The 20,913-nt window shown below is 74.6% G+C and carries 13 protein-coding genes; 9 read left to right on the top strand and 4 right to left on the bottom strand.

Going from position 1 to position 20,913, the window contains the following annotated elements; all coding sequences use genetic code 11:
• Nucleotides 1–102: 102 nt before the first annotated feature.
• Nucleotides 103–3,408, top strand: coding sequence for a BTAD domain-containing putative transcriptional regulator (locus ABZ857_RS06950; protein WP_357038744.1), 3,306 nt, complete (start codon nucleotides 103–105; stop codon nucleotides 3,406–3,408).
• A 7-nt stretch (nucleotides 3,409–3,415) separates the two neighbouring features.
• Here the strand turns inward: ABZ857_RS06950 and ABZ857_RS06945 are convergent, their stop codons facing one another.
• Complete coding sequence (locus tag ABZ857_RS06945) at nucleotides 3,416–4,780, bottom strand: FAD-binding oxidoreductase (RefSeq protein WP_357038741.1); 1,365 nt, start codon at nucleotides 4,778–4,780, stop codon at nucleotides 3,416–3,418.
• A 171-nt stretch (nucleotides 4,781–4,951) separates the two neighbouring features.
• On the opposite strand from ABZ857_RS06945, the gene ABZ857_RS06940 reads away from it, so the two are divergent.
• From ABZ857_RS06940 to holA, 7 genes are all read left to right on the top strand, one after another.
• On the top strand, nucleotides 4,952–8,329 hold the full coding sequence (locus tag ABZ857_RS06940) for a BTAD domain-containing putative transcriptional regulator (protein WP_357038738.1): 3,378 nt from the start codon (nucleotides 4,952–4,954) through the stop codon (nucleotides 8,327–8,329).
• 105 nt (nucleotides 8,330–8,434) lie between these two features.
• Nucleotides 8,435–9,838, top strand: coding sequence for a GTPase HflX (gene hflX / locus ABZ857_RS06935; RefSeq protein WP_357038734.1), 1,404 nt, complete (start codon nucleotides 8,435–8,437; stop codon nucleotides 9,836–9,838).
• 452 nt (nucleotides 9,839–10,290) lie between these two features.
• Nucleotides 10,291–11,499, top strand: coding sequence for an imidazolonepropionase (hutI, locus tag ABZ857_RS06930; RefSeq protein WP_357018791.1), 1,209 nt, complete (start codon nucleotides 10,291–10,293; stop codon nucleotides 11,497–11,499).
• A gap of 62 nt (nucleotides 11,500–11,561) precedes the next feature.
• The gene (locus ABZ857_RS06925) at nucleotides 11,562–12,416 is read left to right on the top strand and encodes a DegV family protein (RefSeq protein WP_357038731.1); all 855 of its coding nucleotides are present in this window, start codon (nucleotides 11,562–11,564) and stop codon (nucleotides 12,414–12,416) included.
• Between the two features lie 215 nt (nucleotides 12,417–12,631).
• A complete protein-coding gene (locus tag ABZ857_RS06920) occupies nucleotides 12,632–13,702 on the top strand; it encodes a ComEA family DNA-binding protein (protein ID WP_357038728.1) in 1,071 nt (356 codons plus the stop codon).
• A gap of 233 nt (nucleotides 13,703–13,935) precedes the next feature.
• Nucleotides 13,936–16,362 carry a ComEC/Rec2 family competence protein gene (locus tag ABZ857_RS06915; protein WP_357038725.1) on the top strand — a complete coding sequence of 809 codons (2,427 nt, stop codon included), beginning with the start codon at nucleotides 13,936–13,938 and terminating at the stop codon, nucleotides 16,360–16,362.
• A 113-nt stretch (nucleotides 16,363–16,475) separates the two neighbouring features.
• Nucleotides 16,476–17,441: a DNA polymerase III subunit delta gene (gene holA / locus ABZ857_RS06910; protein ID WP_357038722.1), complete on the top strand. Its 966-nt coding sequence runs from the start codon at nucleotides 16,476–16,478 to the stop codon at nucleotides 17,439–17,441.
• Between the two features lie 129 nt (nucleotides 17,442–17,570).
• Here holA and ABZ857_RS06905 read toward each other — a convergent pair whose 3' ends face one another.
• Nucleotides 17,571–18,068 carry a MarR family transcriptional regulator gene (locus tag ABZ857_RS06905; RefSeq protein WP_357038719.1) on the bottom strand — a complete coding sequence of 166 codons (498 nt, stop codon included), beginning with the start codon at nucleotides 18,066–18,068 and terminating at the stop codon, nucleotides 17,571–17,573.
• Nucleotides 18,069–18,135: 67 nt separating this feature from the next.
• Between ABZ857_RS06905 and ABZ857_RS06900 the strand changes: the two genes are divergently transcribed.
• Nucleotides 18,136–19,344, top strand: a complete 1,209-nt coding sequence (locus ABZ857_RS06900) for an MFS transporter (protein WP_357038717.1) — start codon at nucleotides 18,136–18,138, stop codon at nucleotides 19,342–19,344.
• 69 nt (nucleotides 19,345–19,413) lie between these two features.
• Here ABZ857_RS06900 and rpsT read toward each other — a convergent pair whose 3' ends face one another.
• Both rpsT and ABZ857_RS06890 read right to left on the bottom strand, forming a co-directional pair.
• Complete coding sequence (gene rpsT, locus ABZ857_RS06895) at nucleotides 19,414–19,686, bottom strand: 30S ribosomal protein S20 (RefSeq protein WP_357038714.1); 273 nt, start codon at nucleotides 19,684–19,686, stop codon at nucleotides 19,414–19,416.
• 136 nt (nucleotides 19,687–19,822) lie between these two features.
• Nucleotides 19,823–20,896: a hypothetical protein gene (locus ABZ857_RS06890; RefSeq protein ID WP_357038711.1), complete on the bottom strand. Its 1,074-nt coding sequence runs from the start codon at nucleotides 20,894–20,896 to the stop codon at nucleotides 19,823–19,825.
• Between the last annotated feature and the right edge of the window lie 17 nt (nucleotides 20,897–20,913).

Here is a 20,913-nt window from a genome sequence, read left to right as displayed (position 1 = left end):
ACCCTGCTACATCCCGTTTGTCGATGATTAGGAATCGGCTCGGAATCCTCTGGCCCTACGGTAGGAATCTGATTTCCGGTACATGTCTCGCGATGGGGAACCATGGACTTTCGGCTGTTCGGCCCGCTCGAGGTCACCGACGGCACCGGGCGGGCCGTCGATTTGGGCACGCCCAAGCAGCGGGCCGTGCTGGCCGTGCTCGCGCTGGAGCCGGGCCGCGTGGTCTCCCTCGACCGCCTCATCGACGAGCTGTGGTCGGGCGAGGCGCCGTCGAGCGCGACCGGGACCCTGCAGGGGTACGTCTCCCAGCTCCGCCGGGCGCTCGAACCGGACCGGCCGCCGCGCACGCCGCCGAAGGTGCTGGTCACCCGCGAGCCCGGCTACCTGCTGGCGGTGGCGCCCGGCCAGGTGGACCTGGTCCGCTTCACCGCGCTGGCCGAGGAGGGCGGGCGCGTGCTCGCCCGGGGTGAGCACGCGGCCGCGGCCGAGTCGCTGCGCGCCGCGCTGGAGACGTGGCGGGGCGAGCCGCTCGCCGAGTTCACCGCTTACGAGTTCGCCCAGCCGGTCGTGGCGCGGCTGACCGAGCTGCGCGCCACGGCCACGGAGCACTGGTTCGAGGCCCGGCTGGCGCTCGGTGACGCGGGATCGTGCGTGCCCGACCTCGAACGCCTGGTGGAGGACCACCCCTACCGGGAGCGGCTGTGGAGCCTGCTCGTGCTCGCCCTCTACCGGTCCGGACGGCAGGCCGACGCCCTCGCCGCGCTGCGCAGGGTCAGGGCGCTGCTCGCCGGGGAACTCGGCCTGGAACCCGGCCCCGAGCTGCGGCGGCTCGAGCAGGCCGTCTTCGGCCAGTCGCCGGACCTCGACGGCCCCGGGATCGTCCTGCTCGCCCCCGCCGCCGCGCCGGTGGCGGCCGTTCCACCCGGGACCGCGCCGGGACCGGTCGTCCACGACGGGCTCGTCGCCCGGCGCGAGCAGCTCGGACGCGTGGCCGCCCGCCTGGCCGAGGCCCGGCGCGGCCGGGGCGGCGTGCTGCTGGTCGCCGGGGAGGCGGGCATCGGCAAGACCCGCCTGGCGGAGGCGGCGGCCGACGAGGCGGCCGCCCTGGGGATGGCGGTCGCCTGGGGCCGCTGCGCCGAGGACACCGGCGCCCCCGCCTTCTGGCCGTGGCTGCGGGTGCTGCGCGACCTCGGCCCGGAGGCGGCGGACGCGCTGGCCGCCCTGTCCGGGGGCACGCCGGGACAGGCACCCGGCGGCGACCCCGGCGCCGCGCTGTTCGAGCTGCACGAGCGGGTGGCCGCCGCCCTGCGGGCGGCGGGGCCGGCGCTCGTCGTCCTTGACGACCTCCACTGGGCCGACGCGTCGTCCCTGCGCCTGCTCGCGTTCGCGGCCGGGGAGCTGCACCGGTCGCCGGTGCTGGTGCTGGCGACGATCCGTCCGGAGCCGGGCGGCGACCCCGAGCAACTGCGCGACACGCTGGCCGCGCTCGCCCGCGAACGCGGCGCGGAGCGTCTCACGCTGCCGCCGTTCACCCCTGAGGACGTGGCCGCCTACCTGGCCGGACGCCACCTGCCGGACACGCGGCTCGCCGCGCTGCTGCACGAGCGCACCGGGGGCAACCCCTTCTATCTGGGCGAGCTGATCCGGCTGCTGGGCAGCGAGCACCGGCTCGACGCCGCCTCGGTCGGCGTGCCCGAGGGGGTGCGCGAGGTCATCGGCCGCCGCGTCGCACGGCTGCCGGAGGAGACCCGTGCGCTGCTGGAGGCGGCCGCCGTACTCGGCCGCGAGGTGAGCCTCGACGCGCTGGAGGCCGCCTGCGGCGTGGGCGCGGAGGAGGTGATGCCACGGCTCGAACCGGCCGTGGCGACGGGGCTGCTCGTCGAGGCGCCCGGCTTCGATTACCGGTTCTCGCACGCCCTCGTCCGCGACGCCCTCTACGCCGGTCTCGGCCGGGTGCGCGCGGCGCGGCTGCACCTGCGCGCGGGGGAGGCGCTGGAGACGCTTGCGGGGGTCGAGGCGTCCGTGCTCGCCCACCACTTCGTGGCGGCCGCCCGGGCGGGCGGCGCCGCCAAGGCGGTGGAGTACGCGGCCCTGGCCGCCCGGCAGGCCGCCGCCGGCTGTGCGTACGACGAGGCGGTGGACTGGTGGGGCAGGGCCCTTGCCGCCCTCGGTCCGGCGGACCCCGCCCGGCGCTGCGCGCTGCTGGTGCGCCGCGGCGAGGCGCTGCGCGCGGTCGGCGACGTCGCCGGGGCGAGGTCGGCCCTGGAGGAGGCGATCGGCCTCGCCGCCGGGATCGGCGAACGCGCGACGCTGATCGAGGCCGTCACCGTGTTCGGCGGCATGTCGGTGTGGAACTGGCGCCACTACGGCGTCGTGGACGACGAGTCGGTCGCCCTGCTGGAGGGCCTGCTGAAGGAGCCGCTCGGCGACGCGGAGCGGGCCACCCTGCTGGGCACCCTGGGCCTGGAGCTGTACTACTCGCCGCGCAGGGCCGAGGGGGAGCGGCTGGCGGCCGACGGCGTGCGGTTGGCCCGGCGCACCGGCGACCCCCGCCTGCTGGCCCGCTCGCTCAACAACTACGTGATGGCCGCCTGGGTCTCCGAGCGGGAGGACGAACGCCGCGGGGCGGTCGAGGAGATGCTCGCCCTTCCCCTGGACGCGCCGGCGGAGGCCGTCGCCCGCGTCTTCCACATGGCGCATCTGCTGCGGGCGGGCGAGCTCGCGGAGTGGGACCGCGACCTGGCCCGCTGCACGCGGCTGGCCGACGAGATCAGGCGTCCCGAGATGACCGGGATGGTGCGGATCGCCGAGACCGCCGGCCGGACGATGCGTGGCGACTGGGCGGAGGCCGAACGCCTCGCCGAGGAGTTCACCGCGCTGATCGCCGGGTTCAGCATGTGGGGCCTCGACTACCCCGGCCTGATCACCCTCTACACCTGCCGCCGTGGGCAGGGCCGGGTGGACGAGATCGCCGACCGGCTCGTGTCCCGGGCGCACGACCCCGACATGGTGCCGCTGCGCCCGGCCGCCGCGCTGGCCGCCCTCGACGCGGGCGACACCGCGCTCGCCCGGCGGCTGGCCGAGCGCTGGAGCGGCGAGATCCGCGACGACTGGACCGCCGAGTTCATCGTCGTCGTGTGGGGCCACGTCGCCGCCCGGCTCGGCGTGCCCGACCCCGCCGCCCTCTACCGCAGGCTCGCGCCGTACGGGGAACGACTCGTGGTCAGCGGCATGGGCGGCGCCGGCTGGGGCTCCACCCACCTGGTCCTGGCCGGGCTGGCGGACGCCATGGGCGAGCGCGGCCTCGCCCTGCGCCACGCGCGCCGGGCCCACGAGACCCACCTGCGCCTGGGACTCGACCACTGGGCGGGGGAGAGCACGCGGCTCCTGGCGGAACTGGAGGGATGAGCCGCCGTCACCCGAGGACGGGGTGGTTGGCGAGGAGCACGCCCTGCGGGTCGCGGCGGCGCTTGATCTCCCGGAGGCGGGTCAGGATCTCGGCGGGGAAGGCGGACGCCGCCGGCTCCCCGTGGCCGAGGAAGGTGTAGGGCGTGCGGCCGCTCGCGACCCCCGCCACCGCGTCCGCGACGGCCGACTGCCGCCCCCGGATCGCCTCCTCCATGCCGGGCGCCGCGAGCACGCCGAGCGTGCTCAGCAGGTAAGGCTCCGCGATGTGGCCGCAGGCTCCGCCCTTCTCGTCCACCCGGGCGAGCGCACCGCCGAGGTGGCGGATCTGCACGTAGGCGAGCGGCGCGATGGAGCCGGGCCCCGCGGCGGCCAGCATCGCCGCCGCGTCGGCGTCGCCGAGCCCGGTGAGCAGCTCGGAGCGCAGCCGCGCGGGCGTCGGGTCGGTGGGCTCCGCGCAGATGTCCGCCAGGTTCGCCACCGGCATCCGGCCGCGCGTGTCGAAGACGGGCTCGGGAATCCGGTCGAACCGGTGCAGCAGGGCCCGCGCCTCGTCCGGGTCGCCCAGGTAGGTGACGTCGATCGTCACGGCCGACAGGCCGCGCAGCGGCTCGGGCAGCTCGGGCAGCGGCGGGAACTGCAGCAGGTGGAACCAGACCGTCAGCTCCTCGGGCGCCTCGGCCGTGGTGGCGCGGAAGGCGGCCAGCACCTCCGCGGCCCGCTTGGCCGGCCACAGGATCCGCCCGCCGTACAGCACCGGCGCCGGGTGCAGGTCGAACTCCATCGCGGTGACCACCGCGAAGTCGCCCCCGCCGCCGCGCAGCGCCCAGAACAGCTCGGGGTCGCTGCCGGCCGTGACGGTCGCGTGCTCGCCGGAGGCGTCCACGACCTCGAACGCGCGTACGCTGTCGGCGGCGAAGCCGTACTTGCGCCCGAACCAGCTCAGGCCCCCGCCCAGGGTGAAGCCGGTGGCGCTGACGGCCCCCGTGCTGCCCGCCAGCGGCGTCAGCCCGTGCTCACCCGCCGCCGTGAGCACCTCGCCCCAGGAGACGCCGGCCTCCACCCGGGCCACCCGCTCCTCCGGCCGTACGGTCAGGCCGCGCATCGCCGTGGTGCGCAGCAGGATCGCGTCGTCGAAGGCGGCCGGGGCGTGCCCGTTCGGCTGGGTGGCGACGCGCAGCCCGGCGAGGCCCGCGTAGCCGACCACGGCCGCGACGTCGTGCGCGTCCCGCGCCTCGACGACCGCCGCGACCCGCTGGTCGACGGCCAGGTCCCAGGGGCGCCGGCTCTCGTCGAAGCCCTCGTCGCCGTGCACCAGCACCCGGCCGCGCACCACCCGGCGGAGATCGGCGCCGAGCGCCTTCATCTGGTTCATCTCTTCCCCTCCACATCGTGGGCTTCCTCGTGTGGGACCACCGTGGAGCACGGCGATCGGAGCGGGCATGGGCGTGGCTTGGAGACCGTCCAAGTCGCCCCCAAGTGGACCGTTCCGGTGGGGGTCGTCCCGGCTCTACGCTTGCCGCAGCGATCAGAGGGGTTTTTGGTCATGAACTCGCTGTCCTTCCGGCTGCTCGGCCCCTTCGAGGTCACCGGCGGCGACGGCCGCGTCCTCGACCTCGGTCCGCGCAAGCAGCGGGCGGTGCTCGCCGTCCTCGCCCTGGAACCCGGCAGGATCGTCTCCCTCGACCGGCTGATCGACGAGCTGTGGGCGGACGAGCCGCCCTCCAGTGCCACCGCGACGCTGCAGTCGTACGTCTCGAACCTGCGCAAGGTGCTGGAGCCGGGACGCCGGCCGCGCACGCCCCCGGCCGTGCTGCTCACGCGCGAGCCCGGCTACCTGCTGTCCGTCGCGCCCGGCCAAGTCGACCTCGTACGCTTCGTCTCCTGGGTGGAGGACGGCCGCAGGGCGCTCGCCCGGCGCGAGTACGCCGCGGTGCTCGGGGTGATCGACAGGGCGCTGGAGACGTGGCGGGGCGAACCGCTCGCCGAGTTCGCGGCCTACGAGTTCGCCGAGCCCGTCATCGCGCGCCTGACCGAGCTGCGGGCGGTGGCGGTCGAGGACCGGTTCGAGGCCAGGCTCGCCCTGGGCGACGGGCCCTCGTGCGTGGCCGACCTGGAGCGGCTGGTCGAGGCGTACCCGTACCGCGAGCGGCTGTGGAGCCTGCTCGTCCTCGCCCTCTACCGGTCGGGCAGGCAGACCGACGCGCTCGGCGCGCTGCGCCGGGTGCGCGCCCTGCTCGACGAGGAGATGGGCCTGCAACCCGGCCCGGAGCTGCGGCGACTGGAGCAGGCCGTGCTGGAGCAGTCGCCGGCCCTGGACGCGCCCGCGCCCCTGGAAGCGCCCGCCGACGCGCGGCCGGCCGCCGCGCCGCGGGTGGACACGCCGGTGGACGCGCCGGAGGAGACGCCGTCCCTCCCGGCCGCCGAGCCGCCGTCGCCGTCCGCGGCCCTCGTCGCGCGCAGGCACGAGCTCGCCCGTCTCGGCGAACGGCTCGGCGCCGTACGGCGGGGCCGCGGCGGGGTGCTGCTGGTGACCGGCGAGGCGGGGATCGGCAAGACCAGGCTGGCCCAGCTCGCCGCCGAGGAGGCCGAGGCGCGCGGTGTCGCGGTCGTGTGGGGCCGCTGCATGGAGGCCGAGGCGGCCCCGCCGTTCTGGCCCTGGCTGCAGGCGCTGCGCGAGCTGGGGGAGCGGGGCCGTGCCGCGGCGCGGCTCCTCGCGGGCGAGGGCGGGGCCGCCGCCGATCCGGAGGCCGCGCTCTTCGAGCTGTACGAGGGCGTGCTGGCCGCGCTCGCCCAGTCCGGCACGCCGACGCTGGTGGTGCTGGACGACCTCCACGCGGCGGACGCCGCCTCCCTGCGGCTGCTCGCCTTCCTCGCGGCCGAGCTGCACCGCAGGCCCGTGCTGGTGCTGGCCACCGTACGGCCGGAGCCCGGCAGGGAGCCCGAGCGGCTGCGCGACACCCTCGCCGCCCTCACCCGCGAGCCCGGCACCGAGCGCCTCGCCCTCGCGCCGTTCACCGCGGAGGAGGTCGCCGCGTTCCTGCGGCGGCACGACCTGACCGACCCCGCGCTCGCCGAGGTGCTCTACCGGCGCACCGGCGGCAACCCCTTCTACCTCGGCGAGCTGCTGCGGCTGCTCGGCAGCGAGCACCGGCTCGACGCCGCGTCGCTGGGCGTGCCGGAAGGCGTCATGGAGGTCATCGAGCGGAGGGTCGCGCGGCTGCCCGACCTCACCAGGGACCTGCTGCGCCGCGCCGCCGTCCTGGGCCGCGACGTCAGCCTCGACGTGCTGGAGGCGAGCACGGGAACCCCCGCCGAGGAGGTGATGTCGCTGCTGGAACCCGCCGTCGCCGTCGGCATCCTGGCCGAGGCGCCGGGCGGCTTCGACTACCGCTTCTCCCACGCCCTGGTGCGCGACGCGCTCTACGCGGGGCTCGGCCGCCTGGAGAAGGCCAGGTTCCACCTGAGCGTGGCGGAGGCCCTGGAGTCCCTGCCGGCGCCGCTGCCGGGTGGCGACGGGGCGGCGCGCCTGCCCGTCCTCGCCCACCACTTCGCCACGGCCGCGCGGGTCGGGGGAGCCGGCAAGGCCGTCGACTACGCCGCCAGGGCGGCCAGGCAGGCGACCGCGCAGCGCGCGTACGACGAGGCGGTCGAGCTGTGGGACAAGGCGCTGCTCGCCCTCGGCAGGCGCGACCCGGCCAGGCGGTGCCGCCTGCTGATCGAACTGGGCCGGTCGCTGCGCGTCGTCGGGGACGCCGTGCGGGCGCAGGGGGCACTCGAGGAGGCCATCGCACTGGCGGAGGACACGGGCGACCGGGTGGCCCTGGTGGAGGCCTTGACCGTGTTCGGCACTCTCAGCGTCTGGAACTGGCGGTCGTACGGAGTGGTCGACGAGCACACGGTCGCCCTCCTCGAAAACCTGCTGGCGGGCCCGCTGGACGACGCTCACCGGGCGGCACTGCTCGGCACCCTCGGCATCGAGCTCAACTACGGGCCTCGCCGGGCGGAGGGCGAGGCGATGGTGGTGGAGGCCGTGGAGATCGCCCGGAGGATAGGCGACCCCGCCCTGCTCCTCCAGGTGCTCAACAACTACATGATCGCTTCCTGGGTGCCGGAGCGGGAGAACGAGCGCCGCCGGGCCGCCGATGAGATGCTCGCGGTGCCCGATCTTCCCGCCGCGGCTGAGATCGTGGCCCGGGTGCGCCGGATGTCGTGCCTGTTCAGGGCGGGAGAGCTGGCCGAATGGGACCGGGATCTGGCCCGCGCCAAGTATCTGCTGCAGGAGGTCAGAAGCTCTGAGCTGACGGCCATGGTGCGCATCGCCGAGGCCGCGCGGCTGACCCTGGAGGGCCGCTGGGACGAGGTCGAAGACCTCGTCGGCGAGCTCGGCGAGGTCTTCGGCGACAGCAGCATGTGGGGCCTGGGCGTCGTGCGGCCGACCATGCTCTACACCTGCCGGCGGGGACAGGGCAGGGTCGCCGAGATCCTCGAGGAGGTCATCACGGCGGCGTCGCAGCCGCAGAACGACCCGCTGCGTCCCATAGCCGTGCTCGCGGCGCTCGACGTGGGCGATCGCGAGCTGGCCAGGAGCCTGATCGCCCGATGGGGGACGACGGTCCCCGACGACTGGTCGGGGGAGTTCGTCGCCGTCATCTGGTCGTACGTGGCGGCTCAGCTCGGGGTCCCCGACCCCTCGGGCCTGTACGACATGCTGGCGCCGTACGCGGACCGGCTGGCCCTGCACGGCCACGGCACGGCCGGCTGGGGCTCCATCCACCAGGCGCTGGCGATGCTGTCGGTGGCGAGGGGCGACCGGGAACGGGCCCTCGACCACGCCCGCCGGGCCCACGAGATCCATCTCCGCCTGGGGCTGGGCTACTGGGCGGAGCAGAGCGCGCGACTCCTGGAAGAGCTGGGCGCATAAGGGAGTGCGTACGTCCCGGGGGTCGTGTCACCATCGACGGGAGGCATCCGGGGGCCGGGAAGGCATCGGGGTGTCCGACTGTTCTGTCTAGTAGAGATGACATATATGCGAAACGAGCCCGAAGACCTCGCCGTGGGCGATTACGAACTGGAAGAGCGCCAGGCGCTCCGCCGCGTCGTGGGTCTGTCGACAGAGCTCGAAGACATCACCGAAGTCGAGTACCGGCAGCTCCGGCTGGAGCGTGTCGTGCTGGTCGGCGTCTGGGCGGGCGGCACCGCGCTGGACGCGGAGAACTCGCTGCAGGAGCTGAAGCTCCTGGCCGAGACCGCCGGATCGCAGGTGCTGGAGGGCCTGATCCAGCGCCGCGACCGGCCCGACCCCGCCACCTACATCGGATCGGGCAAGGCGATCGAGCTGCGGGACATCGTGGCCGCCGGCGGCGCCGACACCGTGATCTGCGACGGCGAGCTGACCCCCGGCCAGCTCCGTCAGCTCGAAGAGGTCGTGAAGGTCAAGGTCATCGACCGGACCGCGCTGATCCTCGACATCTTCGCGCAGCACGCCAAGAGCCGCGAGGGCAAGGCGCAGGTCGAGCTGGCGCAGCTGCAGTACCTGCTGCCGCGCCTGCGAGGCTGGGGCGGCAACCTGTCCCGCCAGGTCGGCGGTCGCGCCGCCGGCGGCGTCGGCATCGGCGGCCGCGGCCCCGGTGAGACCAAGATCGAGCTGGACCGGCGGCGGATCCGCGAGCGGATGGCCAAGCTGCGGCGGCAGATCAAGGAGATGTCGACCGCGCGGCAGACCATGCGGCACCGCCGGCAGGCCCGCGAGGTGCCGGCCGTGGCGATCGCCGGATACACCAACGCCGGCAAGTCGTCGCTGCTCAACCGGCTGACCGGGGCGGGCGTGCTGGTCGAGGACGCGCTGTTCGCGACCCTCGACCCGACGGTGCGCAAGGCCCGCACGCCCGAGGGCCGCCTGTTCACGCTGGCCGACACGGTCGGCTTCGTACGGCACCTGCCCCACCAGCTCGTCGAGGCGTTCCGCTCGACGCTGGAGGAGGTGGCGGACGCCGACCTGATCCTCCACGTGGTGGACGGGTCGCACCCCGACCCCGAGTCGCAGATCGCGGCCGTCCGCGAGGTGCTGGCCGAGATCGAGGGCGCGCGGGACATCCCGGAGATCGTGGTCGTCAACAAGGCCGACGCCGCCGACCCGGTCGTGCTGACCCGGCTGACGATGAAGGAGCGGCACAGCGTCGTCGTGTCGGCCCGCACCGGGACGGGGATCGGCGAGCTGATGTCCGTGATCGAGCGCGAGCTTCCCCGCCTCGACCACGAGGTCAGGCTGCTGGTGCCGTACGACAGGGGCGACCTGATCGCACGGGCGCACAGCGAGGGCGAGGTCCTGTCGCTGGAGCACACCGGCGACGGCACGATCCTGCATGCCCGGGTCTTCGCCGACCTGTACGCGGAGCTGGACCGGGTGGCCAAGCCCGTCGAGACCGTCTGACGCCTCTCATCGGCGGGTCACCTCCGGCGTGTCGGTGGCCCGCCAGCGGTTGCCCTTGCTACGATAAGGAAAGCCTAATGGGACCTTATGGCGTGGGTAACAACATGACTCCAGGCAGTGTGGTCACCCTATCCAAGGCGTTCGCGGACATCGGATCGGATTCGTCGATCCTGACCTCGCCGCAGCGTGTGAGACGAATGATGCGCTGCGATGCGCATGAGGCCGACGGGCGTTTCTGTCGCTAACCCTGTACATCGAGCCCACCCGTGAAATACCGTAACTGAACTGAATCGCCCGGGTTCGAGATCCCGGCGGTAGGGTCATCGCACAACATCGGTGCGCGATGAGGCAGGAGACCCCCCAATGACGTCCGGACACGAAGCGGACCCGGCGGGCCAGGCGCCCGCAGGCGGGGGCCTTTCGTCGTCCGGGTGTGCCCGGCAGGTGGTCCGATGACCGTTCGCCTTCTCACCAACATCGGCCGGCTCTGGACCGGGCACGATGTGTGCAGCAACGCCGCGATCCTGGTGCACAACGACCGGATCGCGTGGGTCGGCCGCGCCGCCGACCTCCCGCAGAGCGTCCCGGGAGTCGTGGACGACATCGTCGACGTCGACCACGTGGAGAACCTCGGCGGAGCGCTCGTCACGCCCGGCCTCATCGACGCGCACACCCACCCCGTGTACGCCGGCAACCGGTACGCCGAGATGGCGATGCGTTCGGGAGGGTCCAGCTCCTCGGCCATCGCGGCGGCGGGCGGCGGCATCGGCTCGACCGTCACCGTGACGCGCGGCACCGACCCCTGGACGCTGTGCAACGGAGTCCGTGAGCGGCTGCGCGAGTGGCTGCTCGGCGGCACCACGACCGTCGAGGCCAAGACCGGCTACCACCTGACCCGCGACGGCGAGCTGGCCGACGTGCGGCTGCTGCGCGAGCTCGAGAAAGAGCCGATGATGCCGCGGGTCCACGTCACGTTCCTGGCCGCCCACGTGGTGCCGCCGGAATACTTCGGCCGCCAGCGCGACTACGTCGAGGCCGTGGCCTCGTGGTGCGCGGACGCCGCCGGCGCCGGGGCCGACAGCGTGGACGTCTACTGCGACGACGGCCACTTCACCGCGGAGGAGGCCCGCTGGGTGCTGGCCTCCGGCCGCAACGTCGGGCTGCTGCCGCGCATCCACGCGGGCGCCTACAACCGGCGCGGCGCCGTCCAGCTCGCGGCCGAGATGGGCTGCGCCTCCGCCGACCTGCTCCACCACGCCTCGGACGAGGACGTCGCCCTGATGGCGAGGTACGGCGTGCCCGCCGTCGTCTGCCCGGGCGCGGCCCTGCAGGTGGGCCACCTTCCGCCGGTGCGCCGCATGCTGGCCCAAGGCGTCCCGGTGGCGCTCGGCAGCGACCACAACCCCGGCCACTGCGGCATCACCTCGATGTCCCTGGTCATCAGCCTCGCCGTGGCGGCGTTCGGGATGAGCGTCGGAGACGCCCTGCGGGCCGCCACGCTGGGCGGCGCCCAGGTCCTCGGCGCTCCCGACCGCGGCATCCTCGCTCCCGGCCGCCTGGCCGACATCGTCCAGTGGGACGCCGACCACGAGGGCGCGTTCGCCTGGTCGTTCGGTCTCAAGCCGCGCCGCGTCTGGCGGGGCGGCGTACCGGTCCAGTAACCCCGTGGCCTGAACGTTCACGAAGAGGTTGCCAGGCGATCATCGCTGGGTAATCTCGCGATATGTCACCATCTGTCGCTGTCGTCACGGACTCCACGGCGTACCTCGGCGCCGAGGCGACCGGCAGATGGAACATCACCGTCGTACCGGTGCAGGTGATCCTGGGGGATCGCGAGATCGACGACGTCACCCCGTTCGACGCCGGTCTTCTCGCGCACGCCCTCAAAGGCCGCTCGCCGATCGTCACCTCGCGGCCGGCCCCCGAGCGCTTCGCGGACGCCTACCGGCGGGCCGCCGCGAACGGCGCAGCCGCGGTCGTCTCCGTTCACCTGTCCGGCGGGCTGTCCGGCACCGCGGATTCCGCACGTCTCGCCGCGCGTGACGCCCCTGTGCCGGTCGAGGTCGTCGACAGCGGGTCGATCGCCATGGGCCTCGGCTTCGCGGTGCTGGCCGCCGCGCGGGCGGCCGTGGCGGGAGCCCCGGCCGCCGAGGTGGCCGGCGTGGCCCGGCGGCGGGCCGCTGCCGCCAGCACGTTCTTCTACGTGGAGACGCTCGACTACCTGCGGCACGGCGGCCGCATCGGCCGGGTGACCAACCTCCTGGGGTCGGCGCTGTCGATCAAACCGCTGCTGCGCATGGCCGACGGCGAGATCGGCGTCCTGGAGAAGGTCCGCACCGCGAGCCGTGCCCTGGCCCGCCTGGAGGACCTGGCCGTCGATGTGGCCGGGGACCGGCCGGTCGACGTGGCCGTGCAGCACCTGATGGCGGCCGAGCGGGCCGAGGCGCTCACCAAGGGCCTGACGGCACGGCTGCCCAGGCTCGTACGGATGTGGGTGGCCGAGATCGGTCCCGTCCTCGGCGCCCACGTCGGCCCCGGCATGCTCGGCGTCACGGTGGCCCCCGCCGCGGCGGACTGAGCCTTCCAGGCAGATCAGCAGATTCCACCCGCACCGCCGCGCGCCTCGCCCCCCGCCGCGCGTGCCGTGCCGCCCACCCGCACCGCCGCGCCCTCGCCCACCCGCGCCGCGCGTGCCGCGCCAGGTCGTGGGCAGGCCGCCACGCCCGTTCGCGGTTGTCCACAGAATCGCGTTCGGCGCCGGGCGGGTCCTGAGATCTGCCTACCGTCCTTGGCGTGCGAAGCAAGGAGTCTCGCGGGGCCGTAGGCGGCGTCGTCGTCGGCGAGTCCCGCCTGCGCGGGCTGTTGCGTCCGCTCGATCCGGTTCCTCCGTCCGGCCGCCTGCGGTCGACGCCGTCCCCGCCCGGACCGCCGCCCTCGTTCGGCGCTCCCCACATCGTCCGTACGGAGACCCGCGTGCCGGATCCTCCGATGGAGGCCGAGGACGGCCTTTACCGGGAGGAGACCTCCGACCTGCCCGAGGAGGTCACGGATCGGTGGGAAGGAGGCGTGGACGGGCCGGGGACGTCCGCGCGGGACCTGCGGACGCTCGGACGGGCGGCTCTCGGCCGTGCCCTGCCACGGCTCGACCCGGGCATGCCCGGGCTGCGGGTGCTGGTGGCCGCCGGGCTGCTCGCCGCGATCGTCACCGGGGTCCTGGCCTGGCGGTCGAGGCCGGTGGCCGAGCCGATCGCCCCGCCGCTCCCGGCCGCCGCGGTTCGCGAGCTCCGCCCTGCCGCCGACCCCGCCGGCCCGGGAGCGGCATCAGGCGCGGCCTCGCGCTCGACGTCGGACCCCGGAGCCGGCGCCGGGGCGGGCGCGACGGCCTACCTCGCGGGTTCCGGTGGCACCACGGCCGCCACACCCGGCGTATCGGCACGAGTCGTGGTTTACGTGACGGGCAAGGTGCGCAAGCCCGGCGTGTTCGTCCTCGCGTCCGGCTCGCGGGTCGCCGACGCGATCGAGGCCGCGGGAGGTCTCCGGAAGGGCGCGAACCCAGGCGGGATCAACCTGGCCCGGCGTCTGGTGGACGGTGAGCAGATCGTCGCCGGAGGCCCGGCGACAGCCGGTGCGGGCCCCGTTTCGGGCCCTGATCCGAGCATGGTGCCGGGTGCCGGGGTGGTGAACCTCAACACCGCCACCGCCGAGCAACTCGACGCGCTGCCGGGGATCGGTGGCGTGATCGCGCAGCGGATCGTCGACTACCGGGACGCCCACGGAGGTTTCCGGAGCGTCGACCAGTTGAAGGACGTCCCTGGCATCGGAGACAGGAAGTTCGCCGAGATGCGCGACAAGGTCTCCGTGTGACCGCCGGTGATGCCCTCGGGACCCGGGCGGGGACGGGGATCAGGGCCGGTGCCGGAGGTTCAGGCGAGACGGGCCACGACCGGCCGGGGCATGACGGGTGGGGCCGCGACCGGCTGCCCCACGGCCGGTCACGGCATGACGGGTCGGGGCATGACGGGCAAGGCCACGACCGGCTCCCCCGCGACGGGTCGGGGCATGACGGGCCGGAGCGCGGCAGGACGGGCTCCGGTCCGGTGGCTCTGGCCGCTCCGGCGGTGGCCGCGTGGCTCACGGCGCTCGTGCTGCTCGGCTGCCCCGCCGTCGCCGGAGCCGCCGTGGCGCTCGCCGCCGCTGTCGCGGGCGCCGTCACGTGGGCGGCGGCGCGGCGCAGGAACAGCGCGGCGGACCCCACGGGAGCACCGGCGGCCGCCAGGGTCGCGCTGGCGGTGCTCGCGTCCGTGGCCGTGACCGCCACGGTGACGGCGTTCACCGTCCACGGGGTGACGACCGGGCCGGTGCCGGACCTCGCCCGCCGGGGCGTCACGGTGACCGGCGAGGCCGAGATCACCGACGACCCGCGCATCCGGCCGCACCAGGGCGGGGTCGCCCGGCGGGAGACGGCGGTCGTCCGGGCCCGGATGCTGCTCGTGTCGGCCGCTCAGGAGCGGTACGCCGTGGACGTGCCCGTCGTGCTGCTCGGTCCCGCCGACGGGTGGCGTCCGCTGTTGCCGAGCCAGCGGGTCAGGGTCCGCGGGCGGTTGAGCCCGGCCGAGCCGGGTGAACCGGTCGCGGCCGTGGTGCTCGTCCGGGGCCCGCCGGAGCCGATCGGCGCGCCCTCGGCCGTGCAGCGTGCGGCCGGAGCGCTGCGCGCGGGCCTGCGCGAGGCGAGCGACGTGCTGCCGGACGACCAGCGCGGGCTGTTGCCCGGCCTGGTCGTCGGCGACGTGTCACGCCTGGACGAGGAGGTGCGGCTCGACCTGGCGACGGCGGGGCTCGGCCACCTCACGGCCGTGTCCGGCACCAACCTCGCGATCGTGGCGGGCGCCGTGCTGGTGCTCGGGCGCTTCGCCGGCCTGCCCCTGGCCCTGCGGGCCGCCGTCGCGGTCGTCGCGATGATCGCGTTCTCGGTCGTGGCGAGACCGTCGCCGAGCGTGCTGCGAGCCCTCGTCATGGGAACGGTCGCCGCCGTGGCCCTCGGCACGGGTCGCACCCGGGACGGCGTCGCCGCCCTGTCGGCGACCGTGCTCGGGCTGGTCGTGTTCGATCCCGGGCTGGCCCGGCAGTGGGGCTTCGCCCTGTCGGTGTTCGCGACCGGCGGCATCCTGGTCCTCGCACCCCGGTGGCGTGACCGTCTGACGGCGCGCCGGGTGCCCCGCCTGCTCGCCGAGGCCCTGGCCGTGACCACCGCGGCCCAGGCGGCCGTCACGCCGCTGCTGGTGCTGATGTCCGGGCGCCTCGACCTGGCCGCGATCCCGGCCAACCTGCTCGCGGAGCCCGCGGTGGCGCCCGCGACGGTGCTGGGGTTCGGGGCCGCCGTGATCGCCCCGGTGAGCATCGACCTGGCCCGGTTGCTGGTGCGCCCCGCCGGGTGGGCCGTGGGCTGGATCATCGCGGTGGCGCAGCGGGCGGCGGACCTTCCGTTCGCCTCGGCCGAGTGGCTCGGAGGAGCGGCGGGCGTCGCCGCGCTCGCGGCGGCGGGCGTCACCGGATGGCTCGTCCTGCGGGGCCGTGCGCGCAGGCGTCTGGTGGCGGCGCTCACGGCGGGAGCCTTGCTCGCCGCTCTCGTGGCGATGCCGGTGGTGTCGCCGTGGCCGCCGCCGGGGTGGCTGCTGGTCGTCTGCGACGTCGGCCAGGGGGACGCCCTGGTGCTGGCGGCCGGTCCAGGCCGGGCCGTGGTGGTCGACGCCGGGCCGCAGCCGGGTGCCGCCGATCGATGCCTGCGTGCTCTCGGGGTGCGGAAGGTGCCGCTCGTCGTCCTCACCCACCCCCACCTCGATCACGTCGGCGGGCTGCCGGGGGTGCTGCGCCGCCGTGCGGTGGGGGCGGTGGTCGTGAGCCCGGGCCGCGTGCCGGAGGGTGAGGCCGGCCGCGTCTCCGCGCAACTCAGGACGGCCAGGATTCCGGAATGGCAGGCCGTCCCCGGGATGCGCTGGCGGTTCGGGCCCAGCGAGATCACCGTGCTCGCCCCCGAGGCCGGCGTCGCGCCGCGAGGGCAGGGCGAGGGGACGACGGCCAACAACGCCAGCGTCGTGCTGCTGGTCCGCTGGTCCGAGCAGCCCGCGGCACCACACGGCCCGGCTCCGGCACACGGCGCGCCCGCAGCGCCGGGAGGGCCCGGAACGCAACCGGCGTCGGGGCCGCTTCTGGGGGCGGCCCTGCTCGCCGGAGACCTGGAGACGGAGGCGCAGGAAGCCCTGTTGCGCCACGGCCTGCCACGGGTCGACGTGCTGAAAGTGCCTCACCACGGGTCGTCCCGGCAGGCACCGGCCTTTCTCGCCGCCACCGGCGCGCGGGCCGCCCTGATCAGCGTCGGCGCGGTGAACGACTACGGGCATCCCGCCCCGCTGACGCTGCGGCGCCTGCGCTGGCTCGGCATGCGGCCCTACCGTACGGACCTGTCGGGGGACATCGCCGTCGTCGCCGCCCACGGGCGCCTGGCCGTGGTCGTGCGAGGCAAGTGACGAACGACGCGTGAGGCGCCTGCGCGGCTCCCACGGCGTTGGCCGGCCTCCGTCGCATGCATGGGAGGGCGGCGGATGTGCCGTGGCCGCGCGGGCGTGGCATGCTGCGTCACATGGCGAATCCAGCACCCGTGACCCTGGTCGTCGGCGACGAGGAGTTCCTGGCCGATCGCGCCGTCGGCTCCATCGTGGCGGCGGTACGCGCCGAGGACCCGGGGGCGGAGCTGAACGACCTGCAGGGGAGCAAGGTGGAGCCGGGGGAGCTGACCGGCCTCGCTTCCCCCTCCTTGTTCGGTGACCGGTCGGTCATCGTGATCCGCGGGGCTCAGGACCTCTCGAAGGACGTCATCGCGGAGATCGTGAAATACACCGCTCATCCGGCCGACGACACGGTGCTCGTGCTGGCCCATCCCGGCGGCGTCAAGGGGAAGGCCCTGGTGGACGGCGTGAAGAAGGCGGGCGCCGACGTCGTCACCGTGGCCAAGCCGACCAAGGCGGGAGAGCGGCTCGACTTCATCAAGGCCGAGGTCCGCAGAGAGGGCCGCTCGATCTCGCCCGCCGCCGCCCAGGCGCTGCTCGACGCCGTGGGCAGCGACCTGCGCGAACTGGCGGCCGCGTGCAACCAGCTCGCCTTCGACACCGAGGGCAAGAACATCGACGAGGCGGCGGTCGCGAAGTACTACCGGGGACGCGCAGAGGTGAGCGGCTTCACCATCGCCGACCTGGCGATCGAGGGCCGCCTGGGGGAGGCGCTGGAACAGGTCCGGTGGGCGCTCGCCACGGGCGTGGCGCCGGTGCTGATCGTCAGCGCGCTGGCGGGAGGCCTGCGCTCGCTCGCCAAGGTGGGCGGCGCGCCCCGCAACCTGCGCGGCGGCCAGCTCGCGAGCCACGTGGGCATGCCGCCCTGGAAGATCGACCGGGTGAAGCGCCAGCTGGCCGGCTGGGGGCCGGAGGGGATCTCCGCCGCCCTGCAGGCCGTGGCCGCCGCCGACGAGCAGGTCAAGGGCGGCGGCACCGACCCGGCGTACGCGCTGGAGAAGGCCGTCCACACGATCGTGGCCAGTCGCGGCACCCGCTGAGCCGCTCTGGCCACATCGGTTCCATCGGCCTGGTCTTCCCGCCGACCGGCCGTTCCCGCCGGGCCGGTCCGGGTGCGGCCGTCGTCGCGCCGCACGGTGCCGCCTGCCGAGCCGCTCCCGTCGATCGGCTCAGGTGGTGCCCGGGTTCTCCATGCGCAGCAGCATCCGCTTGAGCAGCGCCGCGAGGACGTCCTGGTCGTCCGGCCCCAGCACGCCCACCATCGCGTCCTCGACCTCGCCCCGCAGGTCCATCGCCTTGAGCCAGAGCGCGCGGCCCTCGCTCGTCAGCTCCACATCCACCCGGCGGCGGTCTTCCGCACTGCGGACGCGCCGGACGAGCCCCGCCTTCTCCAGGGTGTCCAGGCGGCCCGTCATACCGGCGGGAGAGACCTTCAGCTCGGCGGCGAGCTCCGACGGAGTGGCCCGGCCGCCTTCTCCCCGGGCGCCGAGCCAATGCAGGGTCTCGTACTCGAAGTCCTGCAGGCCAACCGCGGCGAGCGCCGTGTCCTTCGCCTGGGCCAGGTGCTTCACCAGGAACTGCATGCGCGTGACGATCGCCTCCACGCGTTCGTCGAAGGGCGCCCTCCCGCGCCACCGCGCGATGTGCCGGTCCACCGAGTCGTCCACAGGAGAACCATACGTCGAACAAAAATACGTTGACGAAAGCTTCGCTGGCGAAATACCTTTCCCGCTCATGATTGCACGTCTGATCGCCGGGCGGACGGTCGCGTCGCTCGCCACCGCCCTCGTCCCCACCGGGCTCACCCTCGCCGTCATCAGGGTGACCGGCTCCGCGCTCGATCTCGGCGTCGTCCTCGCCGCCGAGATGCTGCCCATGCTCCTGCTGCTCCCGATCGGCGGAGTGGTGGCGGATCGCTTCACGCCAAGGCGCGTGATCCTCGTGGCCGACCTGGCCCGCTGCGTCGCCCAGGTGGCGCTGGGGTCGCTGCTCCTCCTCGGACGTCCCAGCGTGGCCGTCATCGCGGGCTTCGCGGCGCTCACCGGAGCGGCGGTGGCCTTCGGGGTCCCGGCGGTGTCGCCGCTGGTCACCGGTGTGGTCCCAGCTGAGCGCAGGCTGCGGGTGAACGCCCACATCGGAGTAGCCGGCGGCCTCGCCCAGATCGCGGGCCCCGCGCTCGCCGGAGGTCTGACGCTGTGGCTCGGGCCGGGCTGGTCCTTCCTGCTGACCGGGGCCCTGTTCGCCGGGTCCGCGGTCACGCTGGGCGGCCTGGTCACTGCTCCCCGTCCGGTGACCCGCCGCGACCACTTCCTGGGCGACCTGCGGGAAGGATGGCGGGAGGCGAGGCGGCACCGCTGGTTCCTGATCAGCGTGGCCGGGCACGGCGTCTGGCATCTCGGAGCGGGCGTCCTGCTGACCCTCGGCCCGGTCATCGCCGTACGCGACCTGGGTGGGGAGGCCGTCTGGGTGGTCGTCGCGCAGGCGGGAACGGCGGCGACGATGCTCGGGGTGTTCGTGGCCCCCAGGCTGCCGATCCGGCGGCCTCTCGCCGTCGCGGCGGTCGGGGCGGCGGTCTACGCGTGCCCGCTCGTCGCCTTCGCGTTCCCCGCGGCGCTCCCCGCACCGGCCGTGGTCGTCACCGCCGCGTACGTCGTCGCCATGCTGGGCGTGGGGATGCTGGCGCCGCTGTGGGAGACGGTCGTGCAGCAGCGTGTGGAGCCCCAGGCCCTCGGCCGGGTGGACTCGTTCGACGCGCTCATCTCCTACGCGGCCCGGCCCCTCGGGCTCGCCGCGGCCGCCCCGCTCGCCGCCTGGGCCGGGGCCGCGCTTCCGCTGATCACGGCGGCGGTGCTGGTGGCCGCGGTCAACCTGGCCGTGCTCGCGCTGCCCGAGGTCAGGCGGCGTACGACGGAGGAGGCGGCCCAGCCGCCCGTGCCGGCCTGACGTCCGGCGCCGGGCACGCGAAAACGCCGCATCCCCCCGAGGGGAGATGCGGCGTGCGCTCGGTGTGAGCTACTTGGCGGCCTGCAGGGTGGCGGCGCGCTTGGCGATCGCCGACTTCCGGTTGGCGGCCTGGTTCTTGTGAATGACGCCCTTGCTGACGGCCTTGTCGAGCTGCCGGGACGCGGCCTTGAGCGCGACGAGGGCGTCGTCGACGTTGCCCTGGTCGGCGGCCTCGCGGAACTTGCGGACCGCGGTCTTCAGGGACGACTTGACGGCCTTGTTGCGCAGCCGGCGCTTCTCGTTCTGCCGGTTGCGCTTGATCTGGGACTTGATGTTCGCCACGAAGAAAGCCTCAGTGTTAAGTCTCGGTCGGATGGGGCGCGCGGGCTGGTGAGAGGGCGCGCCACACGCAGTTGGACAGGATACCAACAGCCCGGGTCGCCGCTCAAATTCACGACGACGGGCCGCCCCGCTCATGCTATCGCGGCACGGCCGCAGTCGACCGCACATCGGCCCGCCCCCGCGACTCGACGGCCCCTCCGGCGCCGCCGCGCACCCAGACCCTCTCGTACTCCGCCCAGTCCTGCTCCGTGGCCGCGAAGTCGACGTACAGGGCGAGGCCGAACTCGGCGCGGGGGCCGTGCTCGCTGAGCGCGAGCCGCGCGCCCTCGGCCGCGGCCTCGACGCTCTCGGCCCAGTCGCCGTACGCCACGCCGTGGTCGTGGTACGCCGGAGCCCCGATGAGGAGGGTCTTGTCCTCGGGCACGAGGTCCAGGCCGAGGGCGGCCTGCCGCGCGACGTAGCCGCCGTACAGCGACTGCAAGGGCGTCCACGAGTCGTACGTCATGATCGCGACCTGGTCGGTGAGATCGGCGACCTGGCGGAAGTAGTCCGGCGTCCAGTACTTGTCGTGGCCGATCGCCAGGGCGGTGGGGGCGCGCAGGCCGGTCAGCGGCTCGATCTGCTGCGTGGCGACCGACAACAGCCGGGCGCCGATGGCCGCCCGCGTCTCCCGCAGCACGCCGAGGAACGGCCCGTCCCCGTCGGAGACCGGCTCGAAGTCGTAGTGGATCCCGTCGAACCCCAGGGTGGCCAGGTCGCGGGCGCCCGCCACGACGCGGGCCCGCGTCGCCGGGTCGGCCAGGCTCAGGTGGGGCTTGCCGTTGTCGTTGACGGTCTGGCCGAGCCAGGCCGACACCCGGACGCCGGGCACGTTCTTCCGCCACCATTTCAGGAAATTTCCGGCGTTGGCGTAGCGGTCGGGTGGCAGGGTTCCGTCGTACTTGAACGGCCCGCTGTGGACGTACACGTCCCTGATCCCGCTCGCGCGCAGCCGTACGGCGAGGGCCCGCACGTCGGCCTCGGTGCGGCGGCCGTCCACCCACGCGTGGCCCATCCACAGGGCGTCGTGGCCGGTCGTCCCGGCCCAGCCGGCCGGCGTTCCGGCGAACTGCAGGCGAAGCGCGGCGGCGCCGGCCAGGCCGAGCGCGAGCGGCACGGCCACGACGACGGCGGTTAATCGCAGAACACGTCTGGTGGTCAAGGCAAGCACCCGGACATGCCACCATG

The sequence above is a fragment of the Microbispora sp. NPDC046933 genome (genome assembly GCF_040644635.1).
In the GTDB taxonomy this organism is placed as follows: Bacteria; Actinomycetota; Actinomycetes; order Streptosporangiales; family Streptosporangiaceae; genus Microbispora.
The sequence above is the reverse complement of the archived record's forward strand: the minus strand, read 5'-3'. Positions and strand labels throughout refer to the sequence as shown.